The organism is Bradyrhizobium sp. ISRA430, from assembly GCF_029909975.1.
Taxonomy (GTDB): domain Bacteria; phylum Pseudomonadota; class Alphaproteobacteria; order Rhizobiales; family Xanthobacteraceae; genus Bradyrhizobium.
Genome location: NZ_CP094516.1, coordinates 4,109,152 through 4,135,382, shown reverse-complemented (window position 1 = coordinate 4,135,382; position 26,231 = coordinate 4,109,152). Strand labels below are relative to the sequence as shown.

The window sequence follows — 26,231 nt, the reverse complement described above, 5'->3', positions numbered from 1 at the left end:
AGCTTGCCCAGCGCGACTCCGAAAAAGAGGCGGGCCGCGGTCTAGGTACGATCGCGGGAAAAAATCGCGGGTCTACGTAGGTTTGTCGGAAAATGGCCGAATCTGGTCGTCGGAAAATTCGGAATTGTTCCGTGATGTCAGATACTTGGAAATTTGGACAGACAAATACGAAGCCCCCGCGGGCGGCGCTCAACCCGAGCGAAATCAATAGGTTGAGGGAAATTTTCCGACACTGGCGCCCGCAATTGGCGCGCGGTTCTCCTTGCGTTTCTGGAGCGGCGTCGGAAAAATTTCCCGTTGAATCAGATGACCGTGCGGGGCCGAACTCGCACCCGCCGGCGACGCTGACCGCGTCCCGTCAGCAATTCGGGCCCATCGACGAGACGGCGCTCGCCGCGATGGAATCGCTGGCCCGCGCGGCAGGCGGCTACGATCCGAAGCTCGTGACCGTTGCGAAGCTCCGACCGCTGCTTCGCCGCGGCCAGGCGCCGGTCACACGTCTGCTGAAGGCCTGGAAGCGGGACCACCGCTGTGCACCGGTCGAGGCCACATCCGACGATTCGGCAGGCCTTCTGTTCCCGACTGCCGAACCGAGCCGCGGGGCCTTCGAAACCAAGCCGTCGGACCTCGATTTTCGCGGCACCGCCGACTTGCTCGCGCCGGCACGAGCGGCTGTCGTCGACGCCAGTGTGGTGAGCCCGGAAACGCGCGATCGGCTCGCAATGCTCCTGCCCTTTGATACCCCAGCAGATAAAGCCGCTGCGCGATGTGCGCTTGAGCGGGCCAGATTCGCGGCGTTCGCCGCCGCATATGTCGAGCTCGTGGGCCGGCCCGCCGGAGCCATGGAGATCTACGACGGCGCGGCCTTGGTGTACGGGCCTGGCCTGAGCCGCGCCTACGCCCGCCAGGCGCTGCAGCGCTCTGCGCCTTCGGACCTGGAGCAGCTCTCAAACGGGCTGTTCTGGCGGCGGGGGAGGCCGGTCCCGGACAAGGCACCCGCTGTGGGCTATCACTCGCGGCAATCCCTCAATCCGCATGCTGGGCGCCGCGGCGAGGGCACCCCGGCCCAAGTCAGGCGCGCGCGCGACAAGGCTCGGCGTGATCTATTCTCGGGGTACGCCGTCGAATATGTCGAGCGGGTCGGACGCCCAGCGGGGCCCACGGAAATCTACGACGCGGCGGTCGAGGCACGGCTGAAGCTCGATTTCCGGCGTCACAACGCGCACGTGGTGCTTGCCAGGGCCGATAACCCCAAATTGCGCAAGCTGGCGGACGGCGGCTACTGGCTGGCAGATCGCCGGCACGTACCCCGCCATACCCGGGGGCGCTACTGGTCGCGCCGGGGCCAGATGGACTACCGCGCGCTCGGCCGCGAACTCGTCGAGATCCTGAGCGCCCGACGGTGTGCCCTCAGGGCCTTTGAACTGCGGGCGAGATTGTCGGAGCCGCTGCGCGCGGCATTGCCGGCGCGCCAGCCCTCCATCCCCTTCATGACGGCCGCCCGGCACTACCCGCAGCTCAGGCACGATAAGGGTTGGTGGTCACTCATCGGCGTCGACGAGAACCGGCCTCGCGGGTTGTCGCTGGACGAGGAGACCGCCGTCTACGCCATCGACATCTGCAGCTTGCGCGGTCCGACCAGCACGGACGAGATCGCGGCGATGCTGCCGAAATATATGCGCGCGCTGGTGGATGTCGCGGAGGTCCTGCCGCGCGTCGCGCCCTCGTTCCCGGCGCTGGTGCGCGCAGGCGAGACATGGTCGTTCAATCCGTACCATCCTGTGTTTGCCCGCCGTGGTTAGGCGGGCAGAGCGGCGAAAGGCGATCCGGGTGGCCGTCAGGAGCGTGATCGCGGCCGAAAGGCGCGCGCTCCAACCCGCACAGATTTACGATCTCCTCGCCGAGCCGCTCCGGAAGGAGCTGAAGCTCAGGCGACGGCGCATGGCGGTCCAACTGTCGCCTGGCGACGGTCTCATCCAGCGCCCCGACGGCCGCTGGACGGTGGACGTGCGCGAGCTCTGGGAAATGGCCGCGCCACCGGATGCGAAAGTCCCGGACGCCGCGCCACCCAAGCCCCGGCTCAGGGGGTGGAGAAGGATGTGTTCTTGATGGTCGAGCGTTACGGCGCCCAGCTCGTCGCCGACCTCTACGCGGCGCTCGCTCCCGCTGCGCCGTACGACGAATTTCTCGCCTATCTGGAACACGCAGTGCGGCGCTGCGCCGATCAACGCTTCGTCCTCAAGGACGGCATTCTCTTCCGTCGATGAGGCCGACCGGGTCGAGGATCCGCTCACTTGCGCACCGCGCGCCGGCTGAACCCCGCGATCCGTTCCGGCCGTGGCCGGGCGCCCTTCACCGGTTCGCGCAGCGACCCTATCGCAGCGCGAAGAACCCTGCCGCCGACGTGCATGGCGGACAAGGCGCCGCCCTCCGGGCCGAACAACCGGGCGACGTCGAGGTCCCACGGCCCGGACGGCCGCAGGATGGTCCACGTGCTGTAGATGTTGGCGATCTCGCGCGAGGCGGAAGAACTTCTGATCACGGCGAAGCCCCTCGATCTGCTGGCGTCGGCGCCGATTGTCAAAGACAGCCGATCAAGCCAGTCGAAGGGGCTGACCTGGATGCGGTTGTCCGCGTCGGGTTCAGGCGCTTGGTCGTCCGCATCCAGCAGCAGATTTAGCGCCTCGACGAACGAGTGCGGTTGCAGGAAATGGTAGAACCGATGCTCGTGGTCGCGCCCCTTCTCGAAGCCGACCACTGCTGGGCGCAAGGCGTGACGCAGCGGCATCGTCATCAGGCTACGGGTGATCGGCCCGACGTGAGCGGCGGCCGCCCCCGATCCGATTCCGATCAGCAGCGCGCTCGCATCCGTGCTGGACATGGCCGTGGCGCTCGGCCCCCGCCCGCGCGACATAATCAGTCCGGCGGACCGCAGCCCGCCCAGAATATGCATCACGGTCGGGGCCGGAATCCCCAGCGCGGCCGACAGATCCTGGGCCAACTGTATCGAAGTCGCCATGTGTGCTCCCCGTACGCGAGGTCAAGGCCTCGTGAGTCCTTCCGTCCTAACCCCTCGGGGGCGTGAGCCCCAGTTCTGGTCGCCCTGTCGACGACGGTGTTTTTGAGCCAAGCCTTGCGCCTTGCAAGCAAGCCCGATGCCTGCTTGCCTGCTGCGGGATTTGCAAGCGGCATTTCCGCGAATCCAGTTCACCATTCGGTCAATCCTTGCTCCTGTCGTCCCGCGCATGATTGCCCGCAATCCTGGACCACACGGGCGCCGCCGTCCTCCGGCATTCTAATCCTTGGGCGGCCTCTCTTGAAGTCGAACTCGGCGCGTATCCTCCGCGGTGATGACCGCGGCGGGCACGGCTGGCGCCGCCGCGGCGAAACCGCCGCGCGCGCCTCCAAACGAATCCTTTCGCGAGTCCACTTCCCCACGGCCATTGTGGTCGACTGTCGGCGGCGCGCGCGGCGCCTACGCTGCGGCGGCGGCCCCGTCGCCCAGGGTTGTGCTTTCGCGGCGCCACCGTCGCGAGGGTCATTTGATGTACCGGGCCGAACCGCACGATCGAAATCGCGCATCCTCCACGACAGAATGGACCTTCAGCGCCACTCCAATCTGCCCCCGACGAGAGCGCCCATACAGCGGCAGCATCGACCCAGCTAGGCGCGAAGCAGAGCGACTTTAGGTCAAACAGCGACTTACTGGAAACAGCAGCTCATGGCGCAAGGCGCACGGCCGTCGGACACTCATGTCTGAGGGCCAGACGATTCTCCCGTTCACTGTGCCCGGATGCTCCAGAAGCTTTGCATACGTAAGTATACTCGTGACGCGACAAGCTTCGATTGATCATATTGCAAGGTGAGGCTATCGACCGACGGTCAACCGTTCCACGACCGCTGGGGTTATCCGCGGGTTCGTAAGGCGCAACAGCCCGGCACCTGCCGCAAGAATGAGTTGATTGTATCCATTGCTCATTGGCAACAAGGTCGGCCATGCAACATCCGGCTCAAGTACCCTCTGAGATCGTAGAGGCGTTGCGCGAGAGCGAGGAGCGCTTTCGCACCCTTGTGCAATTCTCCTTTGATGTGTACTGGGAAACCGACGCGCAGCATCGCTTCATCCGGCAGGAGTTCGCTGAGATGCTTAGCGAGGCTCCGGTCTCCGAGATTGGTAAGACGCGCTGGGAGGTGCCCTACCTCGAGCCTGATGAAGAGGGCTGGCGTCAGCACCGGGAGACGCTCGATGCCCATCTGCCGTTCCGCGATTTCGAACTCGCGCGGCCTACGCCCGACGGCGGCAAGCGCTACGTGTCCGTCTCGGGGCTGCCCGTTTTTGACCAGACGGGGCGCTTCATAGGCTACCGCGGGGTCGGACGCCACATCACGGAGCGCAAGCGCGCCGAACAGGCGCTGCGCGAGAGCGAGGCCCGTTTCCGCACCTTCGTAGACCACGCGACAGACACGTTCATGCTTCACGACGAAGACGGAACCGTTCTCGACGTGAACCGAAATGCTTGCGAGAGCTTGGGTTACGGCCGCGACGAACTGATTGGGAAGAGGCCGTTCTTCTTCGATCTGGACTTGGATGCAGCGGCTTGGGAGCGTCACCGCCAGCACCTCAAGGGCGGGGGTGTTGCAACGCTGGAGAGACGCTATCGTCGAAAGGACGGCACCGTGTTTCCCGTCGAGGTCCGCATGCGAGCGTTCCAGCAAGGCCGGCAGCGGCTGATCGTATCGCTGAGCCGCGATATTACCGAACGGAAGCGCGCCGCTGAGACTCTGCGCGAGATGCAGGCGGAGCTGACGCACGCCAACCGCGCAGCGGCCATGGGACAGGTCACCGCTTCGATTGCCCACGAAGTAAGCCAGCCGATCGTGGCGATGCTTTGCAACGCGGAGGCCGCACTGAGCTGGCTAGGCTCTCAACCTTCGAATGTCGCGGCGGCGCAGCGGGCGCTCGCGTCCATTGTGACCGACGGCAATCGAGCCGGCGAGGTTATTAATTGGATCCGCGCCTTGATCAAGAAAACGCCAGCACGGAAAGAAACAATTGACGTTAATGATGCGATCCTGAACGTCGTCACCATAGCCCGGAGCGAACTGCTCAGACATCGCGTTTCGCTGCAGACAGATCTGGCCACGGGCTTGCCGCTCATGGAAGGCCATCGCGTCCAGCTGCAGCAGGTCGTTCTCAACCTGATCCTCAACGCAATCGAAGCTATGTGCAGCCTCGACGAGGAGCCGCGGGAGCTGCATATCAGCACGACCGCGAATGCCTCAGGCGGGATTCTTGTCGTCGTGCGCGATAACGGCCCGGGGATTGACCCGACAATGATCAACCGTCTATTCGACCCCTTCTACACCACTAAGCCGGCGGGCACCGGCATGGGCCTAGCCATCTGCAATTCAATCATCGAGGCGCACGGAGGACAGCTTTGGGCGGCCGCGAATGAGACACGGGGCGCTGTGTTTCAGTTCACTTTGCCTCCGGTTCGAGGTTGTCGCGACTGGCCCGCGCCGTCGGTGGACCGATGATGAGAAGCTCAAGATCATTTTGGAGAGTTTGGAGACCCCGAGCGCCGTCTCGTCGACAGCGCGGCGATACGGCATCTCCCGTTCGCTCTTGCTGACTTGAAGTTACGGCCTCTTCCGAGGGCGTCAAGGCGGCCGCCGCGCTGCTTGACCAGCAGATCGGGAAAACCAACGACCACTATCGGACGCAAATGCCGATGGCGAGGTACCCTGTCGAGCTCCCGCGCACGAATCGACGATGGCGCGGACTCATATCTCATTCGCAACGGACGTATTGAAGCGATGACGATCCACTACGGTGCAAAGTAAAGCATAATCGGTCCACATCACCACCGCGGGCTTATTCTTCACTCGGGGAAAGGATGGCAAGGTTTTGCTCGGCTCTGGTCCAAGCCCGCACCTCATACCGCCAACAAATAAAAACGCTCCCGACAAAACCGGTGACACCGCCTAACGTGAACGCCCATGGTGGCAAGCTGATCGTGGCTTTGATTGCCAAGCCTACGAACACGCCAGCAATGACGCTGATGACGTTCACCATTCCGGCCGTAGTCATAAAGGATTGGAAGGCTGTTAGTCTGAGACCGAAGCTGTCGAGCGTGCCTCTGTAGTCGTCGTGAGGCGAATGCATCAAGTATGATCGCACTCCCGGCGATCGTTCGACAAAGTAGTGTCGGATCCGAGCCATCCCCCGTGCGTGGACCATATCTTCGATAGCCACCTGAACTGAACGCACGAAACTGACTATTCCGATAAAGTAGAGGGACGGCAGAATGATGAGGGCGAACACAAGAACGAAGTTGCGGCTTTCATCGACGAAGCCGCCCAAGCCACGACGTGACGGTTGCGCGTCCCTGAGGAAACCCGTGCCTTTGGGGGTTTCCTCAGGCGTCCCGGGAGCATCTGAACTGCGTGGCGAACCGGGACCATGCGGACCGTTCATCACAACGGACGGAACGGCCCCCGAAAACGACAATCCCTCGGATCACCCTCGGAGTTAGCGACATTGGCCCGTTCGTGCTCACGGCGGGGTGATGATGTCGGGCGGATGGCGTCAGCCATCAGGTGTTTCTCTCAGTAGCGCGGGCGCTCAACCTGGTGATCACCGCGTCAAGGACCTGGCGGCGGCTCAAAACCACAAATCAGTTACCGAAGCTCATCGCAGGTTTCAGATTCAACGGCATCGAGGTCAAACTCGACGCGTGCTGGTTTCGACCAAATCCTCCAAGCTTATGCCAAGCTCGGTACCTGCTCGCGCGGTTCAAGCGTCTGCCTCAGGAGCTTGGCAAATTTCGCAGGAATCGATCCAGATCACTCTCGAGCACGAGGGTCCGGTCACCGCATTTCTTGACAATCAAGCGGTTCGCGTCCCTTTCCTTGTAAAGCGTGCTTCTCGACAATCCAGTGCGCTCGGCTATTTCTTCGAGGGAAAATGCGACAGTGTCACGCACGATCTCGGCTTCGTGGCTGGCCGCTCGTTGAGTCGTAACCGCCAGCTGCTTTTCTGTTCCTAGCCAATTCTCGAATGCTTCTTTCGAGAGGAAAATGGGATGTGGAACTCCGTCTAGCTGGCAGTCTGGTCCGAGCATATGGTCGTCGGTATAGTCGCTGTGGAGGCCGACACTCCGTCCCATGCGCCACCAGTCTGGCTTGTAGAGCTCGAGATCGACCCCCGTATGTAAGTGATGGACGCAAGCGCAAAGCTCACCATCGAAGAGCGCCCAACGCAGCATTCGCTCCGCACGGAATTCGATCTCGAGCATATGATGGTACGGATTTCCGCCGAGGTCCTCGTCGCCTCGGGCGATGCGCTCATCCCATTGTACACATAGTTCGGGTAGGTAGGCCCATTCGGGGTCAAGCCGCGCGCACAGGCGGTCGAAGGCTTCACTCAGCCGTATCGCGCCGTTCGGTACCAAGTTAGGTGCTCGCGTTGCGGCGACCATCAATGGCGGTCCTTTTGAGCTGGCGGAGCCTGGGAGCGCCGCGCTCTATAAACTTTCGCTGCTTGTCAGCGAGCAGCTTGGCGTAGGTAATTTCGATCATTCTGATGCTCGTCCCGCAATTTCGAGCGATCACGTTCAACGGGACGTTCTCTTCGATGGACTCGGAGATGTACGCGTGACGCAACAAGTAAAAGCAGCCCTTGGGATCCAATTTCGCCTTCAGAACGGCTTTCTTCATCTTGCGGATCTGGTCCGACGGCTTCCATTTCGATCCGTCGGACTTCACGAAGATGTAGTCATCTCGCGACCGCTTCGCCGTAATCCGCTTCAAGAGCTTCACGGCGCTGGGCTGAAGGATGACATGCCGCGCGCCGGTCTTCCCGGAAACCTTGAGGGTCTTTCCTTTCACATCGAAGTCGCGGATCTTGGCATCCGTCAGTTCCTCATAGCGAGTTCCTGTCGCGTATCCGGCTTGGACCAATTCCTGCAGCTTGCCGTCTTGGCAGTTCTCGATCAGATCGCGCATGTCCGCCGGTGAAAAGCGTATGTCGCGTGGACGACCGACGTTGTGAAACGGTTTAACTCTGCGCCAGGCCTCGTCGCTATGGATACCGTTCTTCTTGTCGTCATAGGCATGATTCAGAAACGCTTTGAACATCGAAAGCACGCGGTTGGCAGAATCTTTGGATTTCCTTACATCTTCCTTGTCTTCGGACTCTCTGACCATTGAAGCTTGCCAATGCTCCATCTGCGTCTTCGTCAAATCCGCGACTTTGGTGTCGCCCAACTTCGAAAGGATATGCTTTTCGACGCGTCCCTCCGTGGTTCGCGCGCTGCGGGCATTTTTGCCCTTCAACTTGGGAAGATAGTCTTTGAATGCCTGCCGGAGCGTTATTGAGCCTCGGATGGCACCGGCGCGATGGGTACCCATCCGCCTGACCTCTTCCAGGGCCCTCCCGTAAGTCAGAACGCGTTCACCGTCTGCTTCCTCATAGTCATCCGCAACCCCGATGACCCTCGTTGCCATCCCTCCCTTGCCGTCAGCCTTTCGAAATACCCATTTGCCGGCGGTCTTGTTGCGCCGATAGCCGACAGACAGCCCTTCTCCGATCGAGACAAAGTAGGGCTTCTTCCGCATGTCTAGCTTCAGCCGCGGCGACCGCGTCCGCAAGTCCCACTTGTCGTCCGTGATGAGTCTTGCCATGGCCATTCAGCCCGAGCTTGCGTCATCGACAGAAAGTGTCTCGCCGGTGTCCAGTAGACGTGTATTTATACAGGTGGACGCGAGCGAACGCCAGCCTACTCGAATCCTTGCTTTAGTTCACATTTACAAAGGCATAGGCGAGCGCAGGCGAATGTCAGCAAACACGTTGTTTGCACGTGCCGAGCCCTCTCAAGGCTGAAACAGGGGTCCCCTAGGGAGCGCCATTGCCTTTTAGGCCTCACCTCTTCTTCGATTGATTGTTCGACCTGCCGGGTGAGCCTGTGGCATTGGCGATCAACATCCGGACTGACAACAACTCGGCACTCGAAATTGAGCGCCTGTGGGACCAGGTCGGCGCGTTCGAGGTCGAGCCGTCGATGCGCAAGCTCGGCTACCGACCGCATTTCACGTTCGCGATCTACGACTCGCCCCAAATCGACGAAAAGACTGCGTGGGATGCGATGCTCACGGCCGTCGCTGGCCAGGCGCAAATTGCCGTCGAATTCGGGCGTATCCGCTGGTTCGAAGGCAGCCCTCTTGTGCTCTGGGCGGAGCCGACCGCCAACGACATCCTCAGCCGAATCCACAGCTCGATCAGTGCCGCAATCGATCCCGCGTACTGTCGACCTCACTACAGGCCCGAAGCGTGGACACCGCACTGCACGCTCGGCATGGACATTGCCGATGAACGGCGCGATGACGCCCTCGCGTTTGCACGGTCGTTCGATAGAAAGATCGAAGTGCTGTTCGACGTCGTCGATTGCCTCACTTTTCCGCCGGTGCGTATCATTTCAGAACGGGGATTGCCGCCGTAGCTCGAAGGATGTGTCTCGCCGCCGCCACGGCGTCACTCCCCCTCCGGTTCGGGCGGCTTCTCAACCGCCTCGTCGGCCTGGACCTGCGGAGCGCCTTGCGCGCCGCGCAGACGGATCATCGTCTCGATCACGTCGACGTCGATCTTCAGCATGTCGAGATCGCGGTCATCTCGCGCACCTCCTGGCCCTTGCGCGCCAGCTCTTCCGAGACATCGACCGACGTTGCCCGGCGTGTTGACGAACAGCTTTGCGCGCATCCATTCGAGCCGCGCCCGCTGGGTGTCGCGCTCGAATTTCTTCTCCGCGTAGCGGCGGCGTGCCTCGGCGTAGGCGCCGATGAGGGCGGTTTCCGGCAGGCTCCATAATTGCTCGACCGACATGGTCATGCCGCTTCGGGGGTCCCGAGGCTTCGGAGGGTTTAGTCTACCTCCGCCATCAGAGCCTTCCAGCGGTCAATTCTCAAGGGGCGCGTCGCGGTGGCGTCTTGCGATGATGGCCGTCACGCAAACTGCGCGAGGCCGTGGCCGACGGACCAGTTCTCCTTCGGTGCATCGAGAACGTTCACGAACACGTCCTCGGGCCGGATGCCCGGGCTTTCGCCGAGCAGGTCCGTGATCCGCCGGTACAGCGCCTTCTTCTGCTCGGCGGTGCGCGTGGCGAACACGGTGATCTGGATCAGCACGGCGCTGTCGCTCCGCGTGACGCCGTAAGCGTTGCCGCAGCGGAAGTTCGCTGCCTCAAGCTCGGTGATGGTCATGAACTCGTCGCCCCTCGGGCACGTCGAGCGCCTCGCGCATGGCGCGGTAGAGGCTGTCGAGAATCGCCTGCCGGTAGCTTTGCGGCTTTCCGGCCCGCAGCGAGATGTGAAGGAGAGGCATCGGCGCATTCCTTTCCATGCCGGCTTGAACCGTTGCGGCGCTTGCCGCACGGCGGCTCCGCGCATTGACGAAACCAGTTATCGGCCCCAATTAGTTTTTGACACGGTGTCGAGAAACCATGTTTTTGACGTCCTGTCAAATATTTTGTGTCGCCCCGGCGAACGGGGACCATATCGTCGAGCAGAGGAGAGATGCTTGAGGCCACGCGAGTTCGACCACGACGATGTCCTGCGCATCGCCTTCGATCAGTTCTGGCGTAAGGGCGTGCGCGGCACGTCGCTATCGGACATCGCGCGCGATGCCGGCGTTCAGCGCGGCAGTCTCTACAATGCCTTCGGCAGCAAGGAAGCGCTGTTCCTGCGGGCTTACGAGCGCTACGCAGGCGATTACCTTGGCGCCGTCCAGGCGGCGCTCGGGACCGGCAGCTTGCGAAAACGCCTCACGGCTTTCTTCGATTTGACCATCACCAACTTCCAGTCCGGGACACCGCCGCGGGGATGCCCGACCACGCGCGGACTGATGGAGCTTGGCTCGGTCGAAGGCGAGGGACTGGACGAGGAGGCGCGCCGGACCTTTGCGGATCTGGTGACGCGCATCACTGGACTGGTTGAGGACGCGCTGTCGGCCGGCGCCAAGCGCGGTGAGTTCAGCGGTGCGCCCGAGGCTGCAGCATTGCATATCGTCACCGTGACGCGAGGCCTTGCTGTGCTCGAACGTGCCTTCGGCGACGAAGCCCAGCTTCGCAAGATAGCCGCCCACACCATCGATCTCGTTCTCGGTGCGACCAAGCGCTAGGCGCCCCGGGCATGCCGCATCTCCGCTCCTGGCGATGTCGGGCCGTGCCGACTCGCATCGCGCGCTAGGGGCGCCAATCGAATCCGAATGCTTAATTCTTTGCTAAGGCGTTCGCGATAAACTGGCATATCTGCATTGCCAATTCCTGCGAGCCCCGATGATTTTCTCCCGCATCAGTTTCAAGCTGGTTCTGATCGTCGCCATCAGTCTTCTCGGCATGATCGCGCTGGCGCCGATCGCGCTCTCGACCCTGCGCGCGCAGATGGTCGCCGACCGCCAGGCCCAGACGCAGCAGATGGTCGACGTTGGCTACGGCATCCTGGCGCACTATCAGAAGCTCGAGAGCGAAGGGAAGCTGACGCGGGAGCAGGCGCAGGCGGCGGCTCAGGCCGAGATCAAGAGCCTGCGCTACGACAAGGTCGAGTATTTCTGGATCAACGACATGACCCCAAAAATGGTCATGCATCCGATCAAGCCCGAGCTCGACGGCAAGGACCTCTCCGCGATGAAGGATCCCGCGGGCAATGCGCTGTTCATGGGCTTCGTCGATGTCGTGACCAAGCAGGGCGCGGGCTTCTACGGCTATCTCTGGCCGAAGCCCGGCTTTGACCAACCCGTGCCGAAGATTTCCTTCGTGAAGGGCTTTGCTCCCTGGGGCTGGATCATCGGCACCGGCATCTATCTCGACGACGTAGGCGTCACCTTCCGCCAAAACGCGATGACGTTCGGTCTCGTGTGCCTTGCGGTGCTCGTGCTGGTGCTCGGCGCGTCCTTCGTGATCGGCCGCAGCGTCACCCGGCCGCTCGCCGGGATCACGGCGCTGACCGAGCGTCTTGCATCCGGCGACAGCGCGTTCGAGGTGCCTTACACCAATCGCCGCGACGAGGTCGGCGGGCTCGCCAAGGCGCTCGCCGTGTTCAAGGACAACGCCTCGGCGGTGCGCCGGATGCACGCCGAGCAGGAGGAGCTGAAGCACAAGGCCGACGGCGAGAAGCGCAAGGCGATGGCCGATCTCGCCGGCAGGTTCGAGGCGAGTGTCCAGGCAGTCGTCCGCGACGTCTTCAACGAGGCGCGCGAGATGCAGCAGGCCGCCAAGGGCATGTCGGAGACCGCGAACCGCGCGAGCGAGCGCGCCTCTTTCGTCGCGAGCGCCTGCCAGCAGGCCTCGAGCAACGTACAGACGGTGGCTTCCGCCGCCGGCGAGTTGTCGTCCTCGATCACCGAGATCAGCCAGCGCGTCGCGCAGGCGGCTGAGGTCGCCGACAAGGCGGCCGCCGACGGCCAGCGCACCAACGACACCGTGCAGGGGCTTGCCGCCGCCGCGCACAAGATCGGCGAAGTCATCGACCTCATCAACCAGATCGCCTCGCAGACCAACCTGCTCGCACTCAACGCCACGATCGAGGCGGCCCGCGCCGGCGAGGCCGGCAAGGGCTTTGCGGTCGTCGCGAGCGAGGTGAAGTCGCTGGCGAGCCAGACCGCGAAGGCGACCGACGAGATCGGCGCGCAGATCTCGGCGATCCAGGCCGAGACCCATCAGGTCGTCGGCAACATCGAGAGCATTCGCGCGACCATCATGGAGGTCAACGAGATCTCCTCGTCGATCGCGGCCGCGGTCGAGGAACAGGGTGCTGCCACGCAGGCGATCGCACACAGCGTGCAGGAGGCCGCGTCCGGCACCAACCAGGTCTCGCAGAACATCTCCGGCGTGACCAACGCGACGTCGGAGACCGGCCATGCCGCCGGCCTCGTGCTGCAATCGAGCGGTCGGCTGACGCACAAGCTGCAGTCGCTCCAGGACGAGGTCAGCGCCTTCGTCGCCGGCGTGCGCGCGGCATAACCGAAGCTCTCGGCGCGCCCTGTTGCTTTTTCCGCGTCACGGCATCGGCCGTGATGCGGAAACGCTGTTTTCCTTGACATGAAGTCTGCCGTGCTCGACCTGTAACGATGTCGATCGACGGCATCGCGCGTGCCCTCGCGAAAAGAAAAGCAACACGGGAAGGACGTCATGAGCGCAGGCCTCAACGAGAACGACTACCTCGCCACCTTGCGCGGCCTGTGGGACAAGGCCTGGCCGAAGGGCATGCCGCGCTCGCCGAACTATCTGCACGGCGAAGTTCCGCTGACGGAATATCTGCGCGCCTGGGCGAAGCGCAGCCCGGAGCGGCCCGCGGTGATCTTCTACGGTCACGTCACGACCTACGCGGAGCTCGACCGGCAGAGCGACCGCTTTGCCGCGCTGTTGCAGGCCAAGGGCGTGCGCAAGGGCGATCGCGTCGCGGTGTTCCTGCCGAACTGTCCGCAATTCCACATCGTGTTCTTCGGCATCCTGAAGCTCGGTGCGATCCACGTGCCGGTGAGTCCGCTGTCCCGTGCCTTCGAGCTGTCCTACGAGTTGAATGACACTCAGGCCGAGGTGATCGTGGCGCTGGACCAGCTCGTGCCCGTCGTCGAGCAGGTGAAGGGCGAAGTCCGTTTGCGCGAGATCATCGTGACGAGCTTTGCCGATGTCGTTCCGGCGGCGCCGGCATTCCCTGTGCCGGACTCGATCCGCACGCCGCGCGTGGCGGTGCCCGGCGCCACCGACCTGTTGCCTGCGCTTGCTGCAATGTCTGCACCTACGCCGCTGCCGTCGCCGGGCCTCGATGATGTCGCCGCGCTCAACTACACCGGCGGCACGACGGGCATGCCGAAGGGGTGCGTTCATACCCATCGCGACATGGTCTACACGGCCGCCGCTAATTACGGCATCTCTGTCCAGTCGGACGAGAGCAGCGTGTTCCTGTCGTTCTTCCCGGAGTTCTGGATCGCGGGCGAAAATTTCGGCCTGATTTTCCCACTGTTCTCCGGCGGGACGCTGGTGCTGCTGGCGCGCTGGGACGCGGTCGGCGCCATGGCCGCGATCGACAAGTACAAGGTCACGATCACGGCGATGCCGGTCGACGGCGCGGTCGAGCTGATGGACCATCCGCGGTGGAGCGAGTTCGACCTGTCGTCCTTGAGACAGGTGCGCGTCGTCTCCTTCGTCAAGAAGCTCAACGCCGACTATCGCAAGCGCTGGAAGGATCTCACCGGCACCATCCTGATGGAGGCGGCCTGGGGCATGACGGAGACCCACACCTCCAACACCTTCACGGCCGGCTTCCAGGACGACGATTTCGATCTCAACAACCAGCCGATCTTCGTCGGGCTGCCGGTCCCCGGCGCCGAGTTCAAGATCACCGATTTCGAGACCAGCGCGCTACTGCCGCTCGGCGCGGAGGGCGAGATCCGCGTGCGTACACCGTCGCTGCTCAAGAGCTACTGGAACAAGCCGGAAGCGACCGCGGAGTCGCTGGTCGATGGCTGGCTGCGCACCGGCGACATCGGTACCATCGACAAGGACGGCTTCCTGCACTTCCTCGGCCGCCGCAAGGAGATGCTGAAGGTCAAGGGCATGAGCGTCTTCCCGCCGGAGATCGAAGCGCTGCTCGGGCAGCACCCGAAGGTGCTGGGCTCGGGTGTGGTCGGGCGCGATGATCCCGACAAGGGGCAGGTGCCGGTGGCCTATATCCAGCTCAAGCCGGAGGCGGTCGGTACCATCTCCGCGGAGGACTTGCGCGCCTGGTGCGCCGAGCGGATGGCCGTCTACAAGATTCCGGAGGTGCGCATTATCGAAGCCTTGCCCCTGACCGCGACGGGCAAGGTGAAGAAGCAGGACCTCAGTCCGAACCTGCCTGCTGCAGTCTGAATGAGAGACCTCATGTCGTTCAAAAAACTCCTGATCGCCAATCGCGGTGAGATCGCTATCCGTATCGCGCGCGCGGCGGCCGACGCCGGTATCGCGACGGTCGCGATCCATCCCGCCGACGATGCGCTGTCGCTGCATGTTCGCGTCGCGGACGAGGCGATTGAAATTCCGGGTCGCGGCGCGCGGGCCTATCTCGATATCGAAGCCGTGGTGAATGCGGCCAAAGCGGCCGGCTGCGACGCCGTGCATCCCGGCTACGGCTTCCTCAGCGAGAACGCGGCGTTCGCCAAGGCGTGCGCCGACGCGGGCGTTGTCTTTGTCGGTCCGAAGGTCGCGGCGCTCGAGCTGTTCGGCGACAAGGTTGCGGCGCGCCAGCTCGCCAAGCGCTGCGGCGTGCCGATCATTGCCGGCACCAGCGGGCCGTCCTCGCTGGGGGAGATTTCGGCGTTCTTTGCCTCGCTCGGCAGCAATGCGGCGATCGTGATCAAGGCCATGGCCGGCGGCGGCGGCCGCGGCATGCGCGTCGTCGAGAATGCCGCCGATCTCGCGGAGGCCTATGCGCGCTGCCAGTCCGAGGCCAAGGCGGCGTTCGGTTTCGACGGTGTCTATGCCGAGCGGCTGATCCGGCAGGCCCGCCACATCGAGGTGCAGATCATCGGCGACCACCATGGCGCCATCTCGCATCTCTGGGAGCGCGAATGCACCGTCCAGCGCCGGCACCAGAAGCTGATCGAGGTGGCGCCGAGCCCCTCGCTGAGCGAGCCCCTGCGCGGCCGCATCATCGAGGCGGCGAAGCAGCTCGCGAGCGCTGCCGCTTACGACAATCTCGGCACGTTCGAGTTCCTGGTCGACGGCAACGCTGACGACAGCTTCGCGTTCATCGAGGCCAATCCGCGGCTCCAGGTCGAGCACACCGTCACCGAGGAAGTGCTCGGTGTCGACCTCGTCCGTGCCCAGCTCGCGGCGGCCGCGGGCGCCTCGCTGGCCTCGCTCGGGCTGTCGCAAGAAGCGATTCCGAAGCCGCGCGGCCATGCCATGCAGCTTCGCGTCAACATGGAGACGCTGGACGAGACTGGCGCGACGCATCCGACCGGCGGCGTGCTCGCCGTGTTCGAGCCGCCGTCGGGGCCGGGCGTGCGTGTCGATAGCTTTGGCTATGCCGGGTATAAGACCAGCGCGGCTTTCGACTCGCTGCTCGCAAAGGTCATCGTGCATACGTCAGGTGAAGCCTGGCACGACGTTGTTGCCAAGGCCACGCGCGCTCTGCGCGAGTTCCGGATCGACGGCGTCATCACCAACATCGCTTTCCTCCAGGCGGTTCTCGCGCATCCCGATTTCAGGACCAACCGCATCGCGACCGATTTCATCGATCGCAACATCGGCAAGCTGGTGGAAGCGGCCGATGGCGCGGCAAGGCCGCTCTACTTCGCCGCAACTGAACGAGCTGGCGGCCCTGGCACTGAGGCGCACATCGCGCAGGAGGTGCCCGAAGGCACCGTGATGGTCGCGGCGCCCTTGCAGGGCACGGTCGTCACCATCCAGGTGAAGGAGGGCGAGATCGTCCGCCCGGGCCAACAGCTCGCCGTGATCGAGTCCATGAAGATGGAGCATCTGGTCATGGCCGAGCAAGGCGGACGGGTCACGAAGCTCGTTGCCGGCGACGGCGTCACGCTGATGCACGGCGAGCCGATCATGTATCTCGAGCCGCTCGACGTCGCGGCCGATATGTCGGCGGCGGAAGCGGATGTCGATCTCGACCACATCCGCTCCGATCTCGCCGAGCTGCTCGAGCGCCAGGCCAACACACGCGACGAGAACCGCCCGGCCTCGGTCGAGCGCCGCCGCAACACCAACCAGCGTACCGCGCGCGAGAACGTTGCCCAGCTCGTCGATGACGGCTCCTTCATGGAATATGGCAGCCTCGCCATCGCAGCCCAGCGCCGTCGCCGCAAGCTCGACGATCTCATCAAGAACACGCCGGCCGACGGCCTCATCATGGGCGTCGCCACCGTCAACGCCGACAAGTTCGGCGCCGAGGGCGGGCGTTGCATCGTCGTGGCCTATGACTACACCGTGCTCGCGGGCACGCAGGGCCATATGAACCACAAGAAGATCGACCGCATGCTGACGCTGGCGGAAGACTGGCGCGTCCCGCTGGTGTTCTACGCCGAAGGTGGCGGCGGCCGGCCCGGCGACACCGACCGGCTCGGCATGACCGGCCTCGACGGCCCGTCCTTCGTGCAGTTCGCAAGGCTCTCCGGTCTCGTGCCGGTGATCGGAATCGTCTCCGGCTATTGCTTCGCCGGCAATGCCGCCATGCTTGGCTGCTGCGACGTTATCATCGCGACGAAGAACGCCTCGATCGGCATGGGCGGCCCCGCCATGATCGAGGGTGGCGGCCTCGGCGTCTATCATCCGGCCGAAGTCGGTCCTGTGTCATTCCAGGCGCCGAACGGTGTCATCGACATTCTCGTCGAGGACGAAGAGGAGGCGACGCGGGTCGCGCAGAAATACCTGTCCTACTTCCAGGGCGCAGTCACGGAGTGGCAGGCCGCCGACCAGCGGCTGCTGCGCCGCGCGATCCCGGAGAACCGCCTGCGCGTCTACGACATTCGCAGCGTGATCGACCTCATCGCGGACACGGACTCCGTGCTGGAACTGCGCCGTGACTACGGCGTCGGCATGATCACCGCGCTGATCCGCATCGAGGGCAAGCCGTTCGGCATGATTGCCAACAATCCGCGCCACCTCGGCGGCGCGATCGATGCCGATGCCGGCGACAAGGCCGCGCGCTTCCTCCAGCTCTGCGACGCCTTCGATCTGCCGATCGTCTCGCTCTGCGATACGCCCGGCTTCATGGTCGGGCCCGAAGCGGAGAAGACCGCGATCGTGCGCCATGTCTCGCGCATGTTCGTCACCGGCGCGAGCCTCACCGTGCCGCTGTTCGCCATCGTGCTGCGCAAGGGCTATGGGCTGGGCGCGCAGTCGATGATCGGCGGCGGCTTCCACGCCTCCTTCTTCACCGCGGCTTGGCCGACCGGGGAGTTCGGCGGCATGGGCTTAGAGGGCTATGTCCGCCTTGGCTTCCGCAAGGAGATGGAGGCGATCGCCGACGCCAGCGAGCGCGAGACCTACTATCGCAACAAGGTCGCCGAGCTCTACGCCAACGGCAAGGCGGTCTCGATCGCCTCCGTGTTCGAGATCGACAACGTCATCGACCCCGCCGAGACGCGCCGCTGGATCATGGCGGGCCTGCGCTCCGTGCCGAAGCCGCCGCCGCGGACGGAGAAGAAGCGGCCCTGCATCGATACGTGGTGAGGGCAGCGCAGCAATTTTGATCGCGCCGTCGTCACTTCGAGCTGCCCCCCGGAATGACGGCGCCGAGGGCGTGTTCCCGGTTCCCGATTGACATCCCCGCCCGCGGTGCCAGACTTTGCACAATAATACAGGGTGGAGACGTCCGCGATGGCCAGCCTTTCGGCCTCGAACCATGTCGCCCGTGTCTTGTCCGTCGCCAACCATGTGGCCGACGTCGATGCCTCCTCGCGGATCGCCAACTCCTGGCGGCGCTGCCTGATCAGCCACAAGCTCGATCCCGCCCGCCAGGGCCCGCCGCAGACCCTCACCGAGGCCGAGGTCCGCCACGTCGCAGAGCCGATGGAGGAGACGATCAGGCTGCTTACGCCCGAGCTCGACGATCTCGCCCGCGTGCTGCGCGACGCCGGCTACTGCGTCAATCTGGCTGACGCGAACGCGACCATGCTGTTCAGCCGCCTGCCGGGCCAGGCCGACGCAAAAATGTTCCTGGACTGGAAGATCTACACCGGCTCGAATTTTGCCGAAGCCTTTGAAGGCACTAACGGCCTCGGCACCGCGCTTGCCGAGGAGAAGCCGATCCTGGTGCATCGCGACGAGCACTTTCGCGAGCAATGGCACATGTTCTCCTGCGCCGTGGCGCCGCTGTTCGACCAGGCCGGGCGCCTTGCCGGCGCCGTCAACATCACCTCCTGCCGCAGGGATCTCGAACGCACCGCGCACCAGCTTGCGCTCGCCGTAACGATGGAGGCGACGCGGCGGATGGAGGGTGCGATCTTCCGCGATCATTTCCGCAACGCCCGGATCACGACCGTGCCGGGCGACGGCGGCAGCGGCCTGCTTGCTTATGACCACGACCGTCGCATTGTCGGTGCCTGCCGGTCGGCGCGGGCGATGCTGGGCCTCACCGACGGCATGATCGCATCCGGCATCGATCTGTCGCGCTACATCAATTTCGACCATCACGCCGCGCGCGGAACGGATGACACCGTCGCGCTGCGTCGTGCCGATGGCAGTCCGTTGGGACAGGGCCGAGTCGCGCCGCCATTGCGCGCGCGGTCATCGCCGCGTGCGTCGTCCGCGCGCCGCGACGGGCCGGTCGACCGGTTCGATGCTCTGCGTCGTCTTGCCGGCGGCGATCCCGGCCTGGTCAAGAGCGTGAGGCGGCTAAAGAGCATCGGCGACCACAATCTGCCGGTGCTGCTGCATGGCGAGACCGGCGTCGGCAAGGACGTGTTCGCGCGCGCCATTCACGCGGCGAGCAACCGCGCGCGCAACAACTATGTCGCGCTGAACTGCGCGGCGATGCCGGAGAGCCTGATCGATGCCGAACTGTTCGGCTACGAGGCCGGCGCCTTCACCGGCGCGCGGCGCGAGGGATCGAAGGGGCTGATCGTGCAGGCCGACGGCGGCACGCTGTTCCTCGACGAGATCGGCGACATGCCGATCGCGCTCCAGACCCGGCTGCTGCGCGTCCTGGAGAACCGCGAGGTCTGGCCGCTCGGTGCGCTCAAGCCCGTGCCCGTCGACATCCGCCTGATCAGCGCCACCCATCGCGATCTCGGCTGCATGGCGGAGGAGGGTGCCTTCCGCGCCGATCTCTATTTCCGCCTGCGCGGCATGGAGGTGCGACTGCCGGCCCTGCGCGAGCGCGCCGACAGGGACGACGTCATCCGCCAGATCGCGTGCGAGGAGGCGCCGAATTGCCGCTTGTCGGAGGAGGCCTGGTCGCTGCTGTCGGCATATCCGTTCCCAGGCAACATGCGCCAGCTTCGCCATGTGCTACGGCTTGCCGGCTGCACGGCGGAGGACGGCGTCATCACCGACGCCGATCTCGACCTGCCGCCATTCGGCGGCCGCGCGGCGGAGCCCGATCTCGCGGCGGCTGAACGCGCGACTATTGTCGATGCGTTGCGCAAGCATGGCGGCCGCGTCACCGAAGCCGCCCGCGCGCTGAAACTCAGCCGCGCCACGCTGTATCGCAAGATCAAGGCGATGAAGATCGAGACGGCGCAGTAGGGCTTTCCTTCCCTCTCCCCTTGTGGGAGAGGGTGGCTCGCCGCGATAGCGGCGAGACATGTGAGGGGTCTGCTTCCGCATTCACCTCGCCATCTGCGCACGCTGAAAGAAACCCCTCATCCGGCGCTTCGCGCCACCTTCTCCTACAACAAGGGGAGAAGGGAAGGCAGCGAGAGTGGGGCCCTTACGAAAAATCCGTCCAGCTCAGATGCCGCGCGTCGAGGTCGCCGAGCGAGACCGTGTCGCGAATTTCCTGCGGCGTGTGGAAGTTGCTGCGCAGATAGACCAGCGGCGTGGCCGTCGCCGCATGCGAGACGCCGCGCACCTCGCCGACGAAGATCGAATGCGTCCTGGTCTCAAATTCCTGCGCCAGCATGCAATCGAACGCGGCGACAGCATCCGTCAGCACCGGTGCGCCGGTCACGCCGCGCGTCCATTCGCCGAAAGCAAAGCGATCGTCACCGTTGACGCCCCTCTGGCCGCTGAAGGTCAGCGCCAGCAGCGCGTGATCCTCGTGCAGGAAGTTGATCGCAAACGCGCCTTCCTCGCGGATCCGCGCATGAGCGCTGGCATTGCGGTTGACGCAGACGACCAGCGAGGGCGGATTGTCCGACAGCGAGCAGGCCGAGGTCACCGTCAGCCCCGTACGCTTGCCGTGCTCGGCCCCCACTGTGACCAGCGCAACGGCACCGGCGCATTGGCGCATCGCCTGCTTGAAATCCTTTGCGTCGACCGTCACGCGGAAATCTCCGAAATTGAGGCGGGTGCGGCACGATCGCGCCGCACCCGCTGCGGGTCAAGCCGCCTTCTTTGCGGAGCCGAGATGCTTCAGGCGCGGCATCACTTCGTTCTTGAGCAGCGAGAGCGAGTGGTGCCAGGCTTCCGCCTTGTGCTTGTAGTCGAAGCCGAACACCAGGAGCACGCCGAAGCCGCCGACCTCGTCGTAGATCTTCTCGATCTTCTCGGCCACGGTCGCGGGCGAGCCGACGATCCAGTTCCGCTTGGCGCAATATTCGACGGTGACGTCGCTGTCGGGCACGTCGGGTGCGTGCTTCAGATAGTCCTTGAAGCCGAAATGGCCGAGCAGCGGCAGGAAGTACTCGTGCATCATCCGGCCCATCATGTCGCCGGTCGAGAGCTTCCAGGCCTCCTCGTCGGTGTCGGCGACGAATACCTCGCGCACCAGCCGCCAGTCCTGCCGGTTCGGCTTGCGTCCGGTCTTCGCCGCGCCGATCTCGACCGAATCCCAATGGCTGCCGACATAGGCCGGGTTGAGGTTGAGGCTCATCGGGATGAAGCCGCGTTCGCCGGCGAGCTTCAGCGTGTCCGAGTTCTTCGACAGGCCCGCGACGCCGATCGGCGGATGCGGCGCCTGCAACGGCTTGATGTGGGGTTTGAGGAAGTCGAACATCGTGTCCGGCTTGGTCACCGTCCAGTACTTGCCCTTGTGGGTGAACGGCGCAGGCTCGGTCCAAAGCTTCAAGATGATCTCCAGCGCCTCGCGGGTCATGTCGCGGTTCTGTCCGCTCATGCCGTCGACGTTGAACATCGCCCAGTCACTCGGCAGGCCCGAAGCCGCAACGCCGAAATTGAGCCGGCCCTCGGACATATGATCGAGCATCGCGACGCGGTTGGCGAGCTCGGCCGGGTGGTGATAGGGCAGGAGAAAGCCGCCCGGGCCGATGCGCAGCTTCTTGGTCTGCATCAGCGCCTGCGCGATCAAGAGGTCCGGCGTGGGATTGGGTTCCCAGGGGGCGGTGTGGTGCTCGCCGACCCAGGCTTCCTGGTAGCCAAGCTCGTCGAGCCAGCGCATGACCTGGAGGTCCCAGTCGTTCCCCTCCTTCAGGCCGCACTCCGGCGGATGCGAGGGCATCGTGAAATAGCCGATCTCCATGTGTTTCCTCATCTGATGTTGACGCGTCTTGGCGCGCGTTGATGGACTCGAGTAGCAGAGCTTGAGCAAGCCGTGTGCCAGCACGGCAGTGGTTCAAATCGGCGAGAAAGGACTGGTTTGCCCGCGCAATAGCCGGTATCTCGACGCAAACACGCAAAGCGATCGTCTCATTGTCGCGAGACGGCGTCTTGCCGGTGAGACGAGGACAGATTCGATATGAACGAACCCGCCTATGTCGCGGTGGATTGGGGCACCAGCAGCTTCCGGCTTTGGCTGGTCAACCAGGCCGGGCAGGTCCTGGCCGAACGCCGCAGTGGCGAGGGCATGCTGGCGGCGGCCAAGGCCGGGTTTGCCGCCGTGCTGCAATCGCATCTCGCCGCGGTCGAGGCGCCCGATCATCTCCCGGTTCTGGTCTGCGGCATGGCAGGCGCGCGGCAAGGCTGGGTCGAAGCCGGCTATGTCGACACGCCGGCGCCGCTCGCAGCAATCTTGAAGCAGGCCGCGCGGGTGCCCGGCGAAGCGCGCGACATCCGCATCCTGCCGGGCATCGCGCAGCGCGACGCTGGCGCGCCGGACGTGATGCGCGGCGAGGAGACCCAATTGCTCGGCGCGCTCGGCTTCGATGCCGCAGGTGAGGCGGCGGTCTGCATGCCTGGCACGCATTCGAAATGGGTGCGGGTGAAGGACGGCACGGTCGAGCACTTTTCCACCTTCATGACCGGCGAGCTCTTCAGCGCGGTCTCGCGCGAGACGATCCTGTCGCTCGCGGTCGCCGGCGCCGATGACGCCGATGACGTCGCGAGCTTCAAGTCGGCAGTGACGGCCGCGTTCGAGGCGCCGGCCTTCGCCGCCAACCTGCTATTCGGCGCGCGGTCACGACAACTCCTGTTCGGGGGCACGCCGGCGGCGGCGCGCGAGACCTTGTCGGGCACTTTGATTGGAATCGAGTTGGCAGCGGGGCTCTCCGGCGCCGTGCCGAAAAGTGGCATCATGTTGGTTGCGTCGGGGCGGCTCGCGATGCTGTATCGGCTCGCCTTCGATGCGCTGTCGGTGAACGTGGTGCCGATCGATGCGGATGAGGCTGTCCGTCGCGGCCTGTCGATGGCGGCCTCCGCGATCTGGACGAAGTAGAAGGATTCTTGAGATGAGCGTTCCCTTTCCGCCGATGAAGCGACCGCTGGTCGCGATCCTGCGCGGCGTCAAGCCCGAGGAGACCGAGGCCATCGTCGGCGTGCTGATCGAGGCCGGCATCACCGCGATCGAGATTCCCTTGAACTCGCCGGATCCGTTCCGCTCCATCGCCAGCGCCGTGAAGCTCGCGCCCGCCGGCGTGCTGATCGGCGCCGGCACCGTGCTGACGGCCGAAGACGTCGACCGGCTCGATGACGTCGGCGGCAAGCTGATGGTCTCGCCGAATATCGACACGCAGGTGCTGGGGCGCGCGCATCAGCACGGCATGGTGACGATGCCCGGCGTATTCTCGCCGACTGAAGCGCTGCTCGCGGCGCGGTCGGGCGCATCGAGCCTGAAATTCTTTCCTGCGAGCGTGCTCGGCGCGTCCGGCATTGCCGCGATCCGCGCCGTGCTTCCGGCTGGCGTCATGATCGCCGCCGTCGGCGGCGTCTCCGACCAGAATTTTGCGGAGTATGTCAAAGGCGGCGTGACCGCGTTCGGGCTCGGCAGCAGCCTCTACAAGCCCGGCATGACCGCTGCCGATGTCGCGGCTCGGGCCAAGGCGACGGTCATTGCCTACGATCGGGCGATTCCGAAAGATTGAGCCGGCAATAAACCAGCCGTGATCCCGTCACGGCCGGTCCGTATCCTATCTTGCGGGATCAGCGAGATCAGGAGACCGACATGGCGATCAACAATGTAGCCGACCTGTTCGTGGCCACGCTCGAGCAGGCCGGCGTCAAGCGGATCTACGGAATCGTCGGCGACAGTCTGAACGGTCTTACCGAAGCGCTGCGCCGCCGCGGCACCATCGAATGGGTGCATGTCCGGCATGAGGAGGTTGCGGCGTTCGCCGCCGCCGGCGAAGCCGAGATGACGGGGAGTCTTGCGGTGTGCGCGGGCTCCTGCGGCCCGGGCAATCTGCACCTCATCAATGGACTGTTCGACGCGCATCGCAGCCGCGTTCCCGTGCTCGCGATCGCGGCGCAGATCCCGTCGGCCGAGATCGGCGGCGGCTATTTCCAGGAAACCCATCCGCAAAATCTGTTCCGTGAGTGCAGCCATTATTGCGAGCTGATCTCGGACGCGAGCCAGCTTCCTTACGTGCTGGAGAACGCCATCCGTGCGGCGGTGGGTCTGCGCGGCGTCGCGGTCGTCGCCATACCGGGTGACGTCGCTTTCCGTGCGCCGCCGAAGCGGCCGCTATCGGCGACGCGCGGGCTCGCGCTGTCAGCGCCGAAGGTCGTGCCGAAGGCGGACGAGCTGAAGGCGCTTGCGGAGCTCCTCAACGGCGCCGAGCGCATTACGTTGTTCTGCGGCCGCGGTTGCGCCGGCGCGCACGCGCCGCTGATGCAGCTCGCCGAGACCCTGAAGAGCCCGATCGTGCATGCCCTCGGCGGCAAGGAGCACGTCGAATACGAAAACTCCTACGACGTCGGCATGACCGGCTTCATCGGCTTCTCCTCCGGCTACGCCGCCATGCACGCTTGCGACGCCCTGCTGATGCTCGGCACCGATTTTCCCTACAAGCAATTCTTTCCGACCGACTGCCAGGTCGCGCAGGTCGATATCAGGCCGGAAAATCTCGGCCGCCGGTGCAAGCTCGATCTCGGCCTCGTCGGCGACGTCAAGCTCACCATCGAAGCGCTGCTGCCGCTGTTGAAGACCAAGACGCAGCGCAAACATCTCGACGATGCGATCGCGCATTACAGGAAGGCGCGCGAAGGACTCGACTCGCTCGCCAGGGGGACCCCGGGCAGCAAGCCCATCCATCCGCAATATCTCGCCAAGGTCATCAGCGATCATGCTACGGAAGATGCGGTGTTCACCGCCGACGTCGGTACCCCGACGGTGTGGGCCGCGCGCTATCTCAACATGAACGGCCGCCGTCGTCTGATCGGCTCCTTCGTGCACGGCTCGATGGCCAACGCGATGCCGCAGGCGATCGGCGCGCAGGCGGCGCAGCCCGGCCGTCAGGTGATCTCACTGTCGGGCGACGGCGGCTTCACCATGCTGATGGGCGATCTGATCACGCTCACGCAGATGAAGCTGCCGGTGAAGGTCGTCGTCTTCAACAATGGCGTGCTTGGCTTCGTCGCGCTGGAGATGAAAGCGGCGGGCTTCGTCGACACCAATGTCGATTTGGAGAATCCGGATTTCGCGGCGATGGCGCGTGCGATGGGCATCTTTGCCCGCCGGGTCGAAGATCCCGGCGATCTCCCTGGCGCGATGCAGGAGATGCTGGCGCACAACGGACCGGCGCTGCTCGACGTCGTCACGGCCAAGCAGGAGCTGTCGATGCCGCCGACCATCACTCCCGAGCAGATCAAGGGTTTCAGCCTGTGGGTCCTGCGCGCCGTGATGAACGGCCGCGGCGACGAGGTGCTCGATCTCGCGAAGACGAACCTGTTGCCGCGCTGAAGCGCGATCAAGTTATCGCGCTTCAGTTTCTTGTTTGAGCATGATCTCCGCGCAAACGCCACGCGTTTGTCGCGAGGGAAAACCGATTCACACTTTTCCGGGTCATGCTCTAGCCCCGCTTGATCGAAGGCCAAGCGAACCGCTCGTGGCGGCGCTGGAAGCGCTGCCAGTGCAGGACGAGGCCGACCAGCAGCGCCGGCACGAAGCCGAGCACGATCAGGAAGTGCGGCAGCGGCATCGGCGAAATGAAGCCGATGGCGATGTCCGAGATCAGCCACAACGCAGAGAACAGCACCGCGAAATCCGTGCGCGGACAACGCAGATAATAGAACACGGCGGTGACGACGATGGCGGGTCCGATCGCAATGCCGATCATGACCGCCGTCAGCTCCTTCGGCGTCAGCGCATCGAGCACCATCGACGCCAACAGCCAGAGGGCGGCAAACATGGCGATGATGTCGATCGGATGCCGCAATCCAATACCTCTCGCGCGGAACGCGCTATCG

General features: G+C 64.3%; 20 protein-coding genes and 2 pseudogenes. 13 read left to right on the top strand and 9 right to left on the bottom strand.

The features are described 5' to 3' along the window. Window positions 1-212: 212 nt before the first annotated feature. Both MTX21_RS19675 and MTX21_RS19670 read left to right on the top strand, forming a co-directional pair. Window positions 213-1,802 carry a hypothetical protein gene (locus tag MTX21_RS19675; RefSeq protein WP_280966406.1) on the top strand — a complete coding sequence of 530 codons (1,590 nt, stop codon included), beginning with the start codon at window positions 213-215 and terminating at the stop codon, window positions 1,800-1,802. 306 nt (window positions 1,803-2,108) lie between these two features. Continuing rightward, on the top strand, window positions 2,109-2,267 hold the full coding sequence (locus MTX21_RS19670; protein ID WP_280966405.1) for a hypothetical protein: 159 nt from the start codon (window positions 2,109-2,111) through the stop codon (window positions 2,265-2,267). 23 nt (window positions 2,268-2,290) lie between these two features. On the opposite strand, the gene MTX21_RS19665 is transcribed toward MTX21_RS19670, so the two are convergent. Further along, window positions 2,291-3,019: a hypothetical protein gene (locus tag MTX21_RS19665; RefSeq protein WP_280966404.1), complete on the bottom strand. Its 729-nt coding sequence runs from the start codon at window positions 3,017-3,019 to the stop codon at window positions 2,291-2,293. A 977-nt stretch (window positions 3,020-3,996) separates the two neighbouring features. Here MTX21_RS19665 and MTX21_RS19660 point away from each other — a divergent pair. Then, the gene (locus MTX21_RS19660) at window positions 3,997-5,538 is read left to right on the top strand and encodes a PAS domain S-box protein (RefSeq protein WP_280966403.1); all 1,542 of its coding nucleotides are present in this window, start codon (window positions 3,997-3,999) and stop codon (window positions 5,536-5,538) included. Continuing rightward, window positions 5,453-5,629: pseudogene (locus tag MTX21_RS40100) on the top strand (transposase); the annotation flags it as partial. The gene MTX21_RS19660 and the pseudogene MTX21_RS40100, both read left to right, overlap by 86 nt. A 246-nt stretch (window positions 5,630-5,875) precedes the next feature. On the opposite strand, the gene MTX21_RS19655 reads toward MTX21_RS40100, so the two are convergent. From MTX21_RS19655 to MTX21_RS19645, 3 genes are all read right to left on the bottom strand, one after another. After that, window positions 5,876-6,364 carry a hypothetical protein gene (locus tag MTX21_RS19655; RefSeq protein WP_280966402.1) on the bottom strand — a complete coding sequence of 163 codons (489 nt, stop codon included), beginning with the start codon at window positions 6,362-6,364 and terminating at the stop codon, window positions 5,876-5,878. 445 nt (window positions 6,365-6,809) lie between these two features. Continuing rightward, window positions 6,810-7,481 carry a helix-turn-helix domain-containing protein gene (locus MTX21_RS19650; protein WP_280966401.1) on the bottom strand — a complete coding sequence of 224 codons (672 nt, stop codon included), beginning with the start codon at window positions 7,479-7,481 and terminating at the stop codon, window positions 6,810-6,812. Next, window positions 7,456-8,685, bottom strand: coding sequence for a tyrosine-type recombinase/integrase (locus MTX21_RS19645; RefSeq protein ID WP_280971400.1), 1,230 nt, complete (start codon window positions 8,683-8,685; stop codon window positions 7,456-7,458). The genes MTX21_RS19650 and MTX21_RS19645 overlap by 26 nt, the downstream gene beginning before the upstream one ends. 281 nt (window positions 8,686-8,966) lie before the next feature. Here MTX21_RS19645 and MTX21_RS19640 point away from each other — a divergent pair, with 281 nt between their 5' ends. Further along, window positions 8,967-9,500: a 2'-5' RNA ligase family protein gene (locus MTX21_RS19640; protein ID WP_280971107.1), complete on the top strand. Its 534-nt coding sequence runs from the start codon at window positions 8,967-8,969 to the stop codon at window positions 9,498-9,500. A 32-nt stretch (window positions 9,501-9,532) separates the two neighbouring features. On the opposite strand, the gene MTX21_RS19635 is transcribed toward MTX21_RS19640, so the two are convergent. Together MTX21_RS19635 and MTX21_RS19630 are read right to left on the bottom strand one after the other, a co-directional pair. After that, a complete protein-coding gene (locus MTX21_RS19635; RefSeq protein WP_280966399.1) occupies window positions 9,533-9,886 on the bottom strand; it encodes a hypothetical protein in 354 nt (117 codons plus the stop codon). Between the two features lie 113 nt (window positions 9,887-9,999). Beyond that, window positions 10,000-10,378, bottom strand: a pseudogene (locus MTX21_RS19630) (tautomerase family protein). 195 nt (window positions 10,379-10,573) lie between these two features. On the opposite strand from MTX21_RS19630, the gene MTX21_RS19625 reads away from it, so the two are divergent. The 5 genes from MTX21_RS19625 to MTX21_RS19605 all read left to right on the top strand — a co-directional run bounded on the left by MTX21_RS19625 (window position 10,574) and on the right by MTX21_RS19605 (window position 20,237). Continuing rightward, entirely contained in the window at window positions 10,574-11,173 is a 600-nt protein-coding gene (locus MTX21_RS19625; RefSeq protein WP_280966398.1) for a TetR/AcrR family transcriptional regulator, read from the top strand. Window positions 11,174-11,330: 157 nt separating this feature from the next. Beyond that, window positions 11,331-13,013 carry a cache domain-containing protein gene (locus MTX21_RS19620; protein WP_280966397.1) on the top strand — a complete coding sequence of 561 codons (1,683 nt, stop codon included), beginning with the start codon at window positions 11,331-11,333 and terminating at the stop codon, window positions 13,011-13,013. A 168-nt stretch (window positions 13,014-13,181) separates the two neighbouring features. Continuing rightward, window positions 13,182-14,903, top strand: coding sequence for an AMP-binding protein (locus MTX21_RS19615; RefSeq protein ID WP_280966396.1), 1,722 nt, complete (start codon window positions 13,182-13,184; stop codon window positions 14,901-14,903). 12 nt (window positions 14,904-14,915) lie between these two features. After that, entirely contained in the window at window positions 14,916-18,221 is a 3,306-nt protein-coding gene (locus MTX21_RS19610) for a carboxyl transferase domain-containing protein (RefSeq protein WP_280966395.1), read from the top strand. A 147-nt stretch (window positions 18,222-18,368) separates the two neighbouring features. Beyond that, on the top strand, window positions 18,369-20,237 hold the full coding sequence (locus MTX21_RS19605) for a sigma-54-dependent Fis family transcriptional regulator (RefSeq protein ID WP_280966394.1): 1,869 nt from the start codon (window positions 18,369-18,371) through the stop codon (window positions 20,235-20,237). Between the two features lie 184 nt (window positions 20,238-20,421). On the opposite strand, the gene MTX21_RS19600 is transcribed toward MTX21_RS19605, so the two are convergent. After that, window positions 20,422-20,976 carry a flavin reductase family protein gene (locus MTX21_RS19600; RefSeq protein WP_280966393.1) on the bottom strand — a complete coding sequence of 185 codons (555 nt, stop codon included), beginning with the start codon at window positions 20,974-20,976 and terminating at the stop codon, window positions 20,422-20,424. Window positions 20,977-21,033: 57 nt separating this feature from the next. Next, window positions 21,034-22,131 carry an LLM class flavin-dependent oxidoreductase gene (locus tag MTX21_RS19595; protein WP_280966392.1) on the bottom strand — a complete coding sequence of 366 codons (1,098 nt, stop codon included), beginning with the start codon at window positions 22,129-22,131 and terminating at the stop codon, window positions 21,034-21,036. A 216-nt stretch (window positions 22,132-22,347) separates the two neighbouring features. Between MTX21_RS19595 and MTX21_RS19590 the strand changes: the two genes are divergently transcribed. The 3 genes from MTX21_RS19590 to poxB all read left to right on the top strand — a co-directional run bounded on the left by MTX21_RS19590 (window position 22,348) and on the right by poxB (window position 25,725). Beyond that, window positions 22,348-23,262, top strand: a complete 915-nt coding sequence (locus MTX21_RS19590) for a 2-dehydro-3-deoxygalactonokinase (RefSeq protein ID WP_280966391.1) — start codon at window positions 22,348-22,350, stop codon at window positions 23,260-23,262. 13 nt (window positions 23,263-23,275) lie between these two features. Continuing rightward, window positions 23,276-23,908: a 2-dehydro-3-deoxy-6-phosphogalactonate aldolase gene (locus MTX21_RS19585; RefSeq protein ID WP_280966390.1), complete on the top strand. Its 633-nt coding sequence runs from the start codon at window positions 23,276-23,278 to the stop codon at window positions 23,906-23,908. Window positions 23,909-23,988: 80 nt separating this feature from the next. Beyond that, a complete protein-coding gene (poxB, locus tag MTX21_RS19580; RefSeq protein WP_280966389.1) occupies window positions 23,989-25,725 on the top strand; it encodes a ubiquinone-dependent pyruvate dehydrogenase in 1,737 nt (578 codons plus the stop codon). Between the two features lie 109 nt (window positions 25,726-25,834). On the opposite strand, the gene MTX21_RS19575 is transcribed toward poxB, so the two are convergent. Then, the gene (locus MTX21_RS19575; RefSeq protein ID WP_280966388.1) at window positions 25,835-26,200 is read right to left on the bottom strand and encodes a hypothetical protein; all 366 of its coding nucleotides are present in this window, start codon (window positions 26,198-26,200) and stop codon (window positions 25,835-25,837) included. Window positions 26,201-26,231 lie beyond the last annotated feature (31 nt).